General features: G+C 36.2%; 6 protein-coding genes. All 6 read right to left on the bottom strand.

All coding sequences use genetic code 11. The features are described from left to right. Nucleotides 1-236: 236 nt before the first annotated feature. The 6 genes from accA to pbpC all read right to left on the bottom strand — a co-directional run bounded on the left by accA (nt 237) and on the right by pbpC (nt 6,928). On the bottom strand, nt 237-1,163 hold the full coding sequence (accA, locus tag LS66_RS09045) for an acetyl-CoA carboxylase carboxyl transferase subunit alpha (RefSeq protein ID WP_011115568.1): 927 nt from the start codon (nt 1,161-1,163) through the stop codon (nt 237-239). Nucleotides 1,164-1,175: 12 nt separating this feature from the next. Then, nucleotides 1,176-2,411 carry a beta-ketoacyl-ACP synthase II gene (locus tag LS66_RS09040; protein WP_011115569.1) on the bottom strand — a complete coding sequence of 412 codons (1,236 nt, stop codon included), beginning with the start codon at nt 2,409-2,411 and terminating at the stop codon, nt 1,176-1,178. 75 nt (nt 2,412-2,486) lie between these two features. After that, nucleotides 2,487-2,717 carry an acyl carrier protein gene (gene acpP / locus LS66_RS09035; protein ID WP_011115570.1) on the bottom strand — a complete coding sequence of 77 codons (231 nt, stop codon included), beginning with the start codon at nt 2,715-2,717 and terminating at the stop codon, nt 2,487-2,489. Between the two features lie 215 nt (nt 2,718-2,932). Beyond that, on the bottom strand, nt 2,933-3,442 hold the full coding sequence (locus LS66_RS09030) for a BspA family leucine-rich repeat surface protein (RefSeq protein WP_034367690.1): 510 nt from the start codon (nt 3,440-3,442) through the stop codon (nt 2,933-2,935). A gap of 445 nt (nt 3,443-3,887) precedes the next feature. After that, nucleotides 3,888-4,631 carry a 3-oxoacyl-ACP reductase FabG gene (gene fabG / locus LS66_RS09025; RefSeq protein WP_034367688.1) on the bottom strand — a complete coding sequence of 248 codons (744 nt, stop codon included), beginning with the start codon at nt 4,629-4,631 and terminating at the stop codon, nt 3,888-3,890. Between the two features lie 50 nt (nt 4,632-4,681). Further along, a complete protein-coding gene (pbpC, locus tag LS66_RS09020; RefSeq protein WP_236097021.1) occupies nt 4,682-6,928 on the bottom strand; it encodes a penicillin-binding protein 1C in 2,247 nt (748 codons plus the stop codon). Nucleotides 6,929-6,969: the final 41 nt, after the last annotated feature.

Here is a 6,969-nt window from a genome sequence, read left to right as displayed (position 1 = left end):
AGAGAATGTTGAGATTGCTAATTCTAGTGCAGAGATTAGTGAGAGAGTAGATAAAGTAGCTAAAGATATATTAGATGATGTGAATAAGAAGAGGTTTTAATTAGGAAAGAACTTTACATCGCGTATATTTTGATTTTGCTCTGTGCGTTGTATAGGATATTTGATAAAAAATTCAAAATTATGATGATGCAGGGCTAAAAATCTTAACCCTTACCCTTTCTAAGAATTTTTAATGATTAGCTAAAAGCCCCATAATTCATTAACTTTTGATAGCGTTTATTGAGGTAGTTATCATCTTGTGATATTTCTTCAAACGCTTTAAGAAAATACGATTCTATAGCCTTTGCCGCAGATTCCTTATCTCTATGAGCACCAATAAGTGGTTCATTGATAACATCATCAATTAACCCGCATTTTTTAAGCTCAATAGGCGTAATTTTAAGTGCCTTTGTTGCAGATTCTATTTTTGAAGGATCATTCCATAATATCGCTGCACAACCTTCTGGGGAGATAACACTAAAGATAGAATATTGCATCATAGCAAGCTTGTCTGCCACTGCAATAGCTAATGCACCACCGCTTCCTCCTTCGCCAATAACAACCGCAATCGTTGGCGTTTTGAGTTTGGCAAATTCTTGCAAATTTCTAGCAATTGCCTCACTTTGTCCGCGTTCTTCTGCTCCTAATCCGGGATAAGCCCCTTGTGTATCTACAAGCATAAGGATAGGGATATGAAATTTCTCGGCAAGCTTTGCCGCACGCAAAGCCTTACGATAGCCTTCAGGGCTTGGCATACCAAAATTACGTGCAAGTTTATTTTTTGTGCCTCTTCCTTTTTCCTCACCAATAATCATTGTAGTCTGTTCACCTATTTTACCAAGAAAACATACGATTGCCTTATCATCTTTAAAATGTCTGTCTCCATTAATCTCATAAGGATTTTTGAGAATAGATTCAATATAATCCATTGCATAAGGACGATCAGGGTGGCGTGCAAGCTGTAATTTTTGGTAATCACTTATATTAGAATATACGCTAGATACTTCTTTTTCAAGCTCTTTTTCAAGGATTGATATAGCATCATTATCACCACTTATAATAGCAGATTCTATATCATCTTGGAGATTTTTAATTTTTTGTTCAAAATCAAGATAGGTTGCCATTATGCCTCCTAATTAGATTTTGCTAAATATTACAACACCATTTGTGCCACCAAAGCCAAATGAGTTACTCATTACAACATCAACTTTTGCCTCACGTGCAGTATTAGGAATATAATCCAAATCACATTCAGGGTCTGGGTTTTCTTGGTTAATTGTTGGAGGCAAGATACCCTCTTGCATTGCCATAATAGAAATGACTGCTTCTATAGCACCAGCTGCACCTAAACAATGCCCAATTTGCCCTTTTGTAGAACTTACAGGCGGCACAGATTCTTTAGAGCCAAAAGCAGCTTTAAGTGCCATTGTCTCATAAAGGTCATTATAAGCCGTGCTTGTGCCGTGTGCATTGACATATCCCACAGGTTTATTTGCCATTTTGAGTGCAGCTTTGATAGCCCTTAATGCTCCTTCACCTTGTGGAGCAGGAGTTGTGATATGGTTAGCATCACCGCTTTCACCAAAGCCAATCAATTCTGCATAAATTTTTGCACCACGTTTTTTAGCACTCTCATATTCCTCAAGCACCAGTGCTCCAGCACCTTCACCCATAACAAATCCATTACGTTCTTTATCAAATGGACGCGAAGCTTTCAAGGGTTCATCATTTCTATCACTTAGTGCTTTCATCGCTGCAAAACCACCAATTCCCACAGGGCAAATTGAAGATTCTGAACCAATTACAAGCATAGCATCTGCGCCATTGAGCATAATAGTCTTTGCTGCTTCGCTAATAGCGTGAGTTCCAGCCGCACAAGCCGTAACACTTGCAAGATTAGGACCCTTAAGTGCGTATTCAATAGAGATAAAACCTCCGAGCATATTTACAAGCGCAGAAGGAATAAAAAATGGATTAATTCTGCGTGGTCCTTTTTGCTCACAAACAACGGAGTTCTTCTCAATATTGCCAAGCCCACCAATACCTGCGCCGGAGCTAACACCAAACCGCTCACTAAGTGACATATTTACGACATTACCTTCAAGCAATCCGCACTCACTCATTGCTTCCTTTGCTGCTTTTAAGCCAAGCTGGATAAATCGGTCAGCCTTTTTTACCTCACGTGGGTCAAGAACTTCTTCAACATTAAAGTCTGTAATTTCACCAGCAATTTTGACAGGAAAATTTTCTACATCAAAGCAAGAAATTCTTTTAATCCCACATTGTCCATTAATGATAGCTTTAAAAGAGTCACTTTTGTTTAAGCCTAATGAGTTAATCATTCCTAAACCAGTTACCACTACTCGACGCATCATTCATTCCTTTATAATAAGGGGGTTATAGAATCCAACCTGCATAAAGCAAAGCAAGATTCTATAGTTTATAATTTATTTGTTAGCTTCAATATAAGCAACAACATCTTTGACTGTTTTGATTTTTTCTGCTTCTTCATCTGGAATCTCAATCGAGAATTTCTCTTCAAGAGCCATAACAAGCTCTACAACATCAAGAGAATCTGCATTCAAATCCTCAATAAAACGAGATTCGGGTTTTACTTCATTTGCATCAACACTTAATTGTTCAACAACTACAGCCTTTACACTTTCAAATGTATCCATTGTATTCTCCTTTGGTTTTAAACTTAAAAGGTGAGATTATATCAAACTTTTGTTAAATTACTAGCTACTATTTGGAAACTTTTACAAAAGCTTATGCGAGATTCTGCAAAATATAGGGATTTGAAAAGTTATACCTTAGAATCTCACGTGTATTTTACGCTTTCACAAGATACAAGATTATGCGTGCGTATATCTATCGCTAAATGTTGTCTATCCTAATCCCATTTATTCCTTTTTTGCGCACGATTATATGCGGTTGCTTCGCGAAACATATTATCTGTGTCCTTTACACCTTTAAGATCCCAATAATACCCTACATTATGGCAAAAACTTAAAGCATAACCAAACATATAATGCATATTTGTAGCCTTTTTTGTATTCCAAGCACCAATGGGCTGATTGAAAGCTTCTGCTTGGTAAAACATACAAGAAAAGTTTGTGGCACTTGAAGTATCCCATTTATCAATAGGCTGATTAAACACCTTATTTTCTTCAAACATAAAGCTAAAATTTTTTACCTTTGATGTATCCCAAGTGGATATGTTTTCATTAAAATTAGAGTATCTAAACATATCTTGCATAGTTGTAACCTTGCTCGTATCCCAATTTTCAATCCCAGCAAAATCATTTCTATCAACATCCTCAAAGAGAAATGATAAATCTTTAATATTGCTGATGTCAATATCGCCTAAATACTGCTTTTTAAGCTTTACAAGTTTTTGCAACTCCCTTTTGTTTTTTGGCGTGATTATCTCACCCTTGCTTTTTGACGTGACTGGCTTTCTATCAAATATGCTTTTGAGAATAGTATCGAGCTTTTGTCCCTTTGCATATCGCGAACAGATTCTATAAATATAATCTTGTGGGGAATTTTTCGCACTGCATCCTGCATAAAACGCCTTATCGTCCTAATATTCTTGCTCCAAATCACTTAGGCGAGCTTCGGCAAAACTGGAAATATCCCTTGTGCATTCAGCTCCTGCCTTTAAGGCTTCTATCACGTCCTCTAGATCTCCATTTTCAACAGCTTTGTATAACTGCTCTTTAGTTCTTCTTTACTTATAAAACCTCCTTAAAATTGCTTTAGCAAATAGATTTGCGAATCTTGCTACAAAATCTTTTGCTTTTATATAGAATCTACCTTATCAATAGCAGATTCTAAAGTATGTTTTACATATAAAGCCCACCATTGACCTTTAATACCTCACCTGTAATATAGCTTGAAGATTCTGAAAGCAAAAATGCCACTGCTTGAGCTACATCACTTGCCTGTCCAAAGCGTCCAAGAGGGATATTTTTCATATAGCTTTCTACAACTTCGGGTTTGAGTTCATCAGTCATATCACTTTGTATAAAACCGGGTGTAACGCAGTTAAAGCGAACATTTCGCGGTGCGCCCTCATAGGCAAAAGATTTACTCATTGCAATCATTCCACCTTTACTCGCTGCATAATTTGTTTGTCCCATATTGCCACGCTCACCAATGATTGAGGCGATATTTACAACGCTCCCAAAACGTTGTTTGCTCATTATTTTCAAAGCTTCTCTGCAACCAATAAAACACGATTTCAAATTTGCATCAATTACGTTTTCAAAATCTTCTACGCTCATACGCAATGCAAGTTTGTCATTTGTAATTCCTGCATTATTCACAAGATAGGCTAATTTTTCATCACTTTGTGTAATAACTTTTAAACCAGCTATGAACTCTTCTTCTATGCTTGCATCAAATTTAATCACTGCTGCTTTACCACCGCTTGATTCTATTTCCTCTTTTACCTTTTGGGCAAGTTCAGGCTTTGAGCGGTAATTTATCCATACTTTAAGTCCATAACTTGCCAAAGTTTTGGCAATTTGCGCCCCAATTCCTTTGCTTGCACCTGTAATAAGCACATTTTCTCCATTAAATTTCATTGTATTCTCCTTTTTTTGCACAATCTTAACTTATTTTAGCTAATTTTTGTTCATTCTATATTAAAGCTTATGGTGTCCATATTCCCATCTTCACCTACAATGACAAGAGAATGAGTGCGCCGAGCAAGAAATAATTTAAGTGTAGATTGTGTAGAAATGTGGATAAGTTTTTCATTTAAATACCACGATACTTGTTGGTTTTTAAGATTAGCAATGCGGATTATAAGCTCTTGCTGTCCATCAAAATCTTTAGGCTGAATAATTGTAATTCCTTGTAAAGGATAGATAATTTGTAAGCTTTTATTGCGTTCTAAAAGATGTTTTTGAATATTCACATTTTGAAGCTTATAATAAGCTAGAACATTTGTAGGAAGTTTAAGGGCAAGAGAGGGTTTGGCAAAAAGAAAATCCTTAGCAAGAGAATCTACTTCCTTTTCATTTGCTAAAAAAACTTTTTTTAAAAAAGGTGATGGTTGCAGAGGTTGAGCTGATGTAGGAAAAAGAATGCTTGATAGCCCTATTTTGCTCTCTTCAAGTAAAATTTTTAATTCATCATTTACGCCATATCCGCTCAGTCTATCCACTTCAATGTTTTTTAAAGATTCTGTAGGAAGAGAAAAACTAATGTTATTATTAGGGAGTTCTTCAAGAATTTCAAAAAGCAATGTCCCGGCTGTTTTAACGCCAAAAATATTCGGATTTGCTTTGCCTGTGAAATTCCCAGCCCAGACAACGATAGTATATTGAGGACTAGCTCCTGCTGCCCAAGCGTCTTTTCTCCCATAACTTGTGCCACTTTTCCACGAAAATGCCATTTTTTCTCTATGATAGTCTAAATCTCCCTCTCTTTGCAACTCTTTGAGCGTTTGAAGGGTAAGGTAAGCACTTCCTTTGCTCAAAAAGCGTTTAAGAGGTTTCTTTTGGGTATTTAAAAGTGTATAAAGCTCCCCAAATTCTCCATATTGAGCCAAACCCCTATAAAGTCGTGCGATTTGAAGCATATTCATTTCTTTTGAGCCAAGTATAAATGATAAACCATAACGTTGTGCATTACTTGCTTCAAATCCTGCCATATCTTGCAATGTGAAAAAGAATTTTTCATAACCATAATTTTGCAAAAGTTTGACAAAAGGCACATTGAGTGATTTTTGCAAAGCAGTTTGTGCAGGCACTAAGCCTTGATAAGTTTTAGTAGCATTTTGTGGATTAAAATTAGAAAAAAACAAGGGCACATCTACAAGCAGACTTTGAGGAGCAATAAGTCCATCATCAATGCTTAGAGCGTAAAGAAAAGGTTTTAAAAGTGAGCCCACAGAGCGCATTGCGCTTACTCCATCAATTTGCCCAAAATTATCAATATCTAAAAAATCTTGCGAACCCACATAGCATAAAATCTCTCCACTTTGTGTATCTACCACAAGTGCAGCGAGGTTTAAAATTCCTTGAGAAAGAAGCTTTTTGTGATATTGTTTGATTTTAGTTTCTAAACGGGCTTGAAGTGTTTTATCAATCGTAGAAACAATATTATTTTGCTTCCTTGCAGCAATAAGTTTGAGACTAAGATGTGGTGCAAGATTATGATGATGTATCTTGCGTGAGGGAAGAGGCTCTTTGAGTGCTATAGAGAGAATCTCTTTATCAAAATAGCCTTGCGTGTGAAGTTTAACCAAAAGGGCATCGCGTTTATTTTTGAGAATATCCGTATTTTTCTTGAGGTTAAATAAGCCCGGTGCATTAGGCAAAACTGCAAGGAGAGCAGATTCTGCCCAAGTGAGAGAGCCAACATCTTTATTAAAATATAAAAGAGCAGCCGAATGATATCCGATAATATTTCCCCCATAAGGGGCGTTATTAAGATACATATGCAAAATTTCATCTTTATTAAAAGCAGCTTCAAGCGCAAGAGTTTGAAAAAACTCATTGATTTTATTTGTATAAGTGCGTGGAGAATTAAGATAGAGCTTAACTACTTGCATACTAATGGTGCTTCCTCCTATGCGTTTTGAGGAGGTAAGATTATTTTTGATACTTCGCAAAAGTGCAAGTATATCTATACCAAAATGTGAATAAAAACGTTTATCTTCGTAAGTAAGCACTGCTGCACGTATTTTAGATGAAATAGGCGATGGAGATTTGAGATGCCATTGTTGCTCAGGCGTTAAAAATACACTTAGGATATGATTATGTCTATCAAAAACGCTTTTGCTATATCTGGATTCAAAAAGATCACTATGCGGAGAAAGTGCAGTATAAAAGCTTACAAACACTCCTATGCCATAGATACAAAAAAGTATCATAAGTGCCATAAAAAATAAAAATGGCACTTTGAGATAAGTTA

Origin of the sequence: Helicobacter sp. MIT 03-1614 (genome assembly GCF_000762925.2) — a bacterium.
GTDB lineage: Bacteria > Campylobacterota > Campylobacteria > Campylobacterales > Helicobacteraceae > Helicobacter_C > Helicobacter_C hepaticus.
The sequence above is the reverse complement of the archived record's forward strand: the minus strand, read 5'-3'. Positions and strand labels throughout refer to the sequence as shown.

Excerpts from the sequence above, each read along its gene's own strand:
- accA (WP_011115568.1), bottom strand. The coding sequence starts at position 1,163 with ATGGCAACCTATCTTGATTTTGAACAAAAAATTAAAAATCTCCAAGAT.
- LS66_RS09040 (WP_011115569.1), bottom strand. The coding sequence starts at position 2,411 with ATGCGTCGAGTAGTGGTAACTGGTTTAGGAATGATTAACTCATTAGGC.
- acpP (WP_011115570.1), bottom strand. The coding sequence starts at position 2,717 with ATGGATACATTTGAAAGTGTAAAGGCTGTAGTTGTTGAACAATTAAGT.
- fabG (WP_034367688.1), bottom strand. The coding sequence starts at position 4,631 with ATGAAATTTAATGGAGAAAATGTGCTTATTACAGGTGCAAGCAAAGGA.
- pbpC (WP_236097021.1), bottom strand. The coding sequence starts at position 6,928 with ATGATACTTTTTTGTATCTATGGCATAGGAGTGTTTGTAAGCTTTTAT.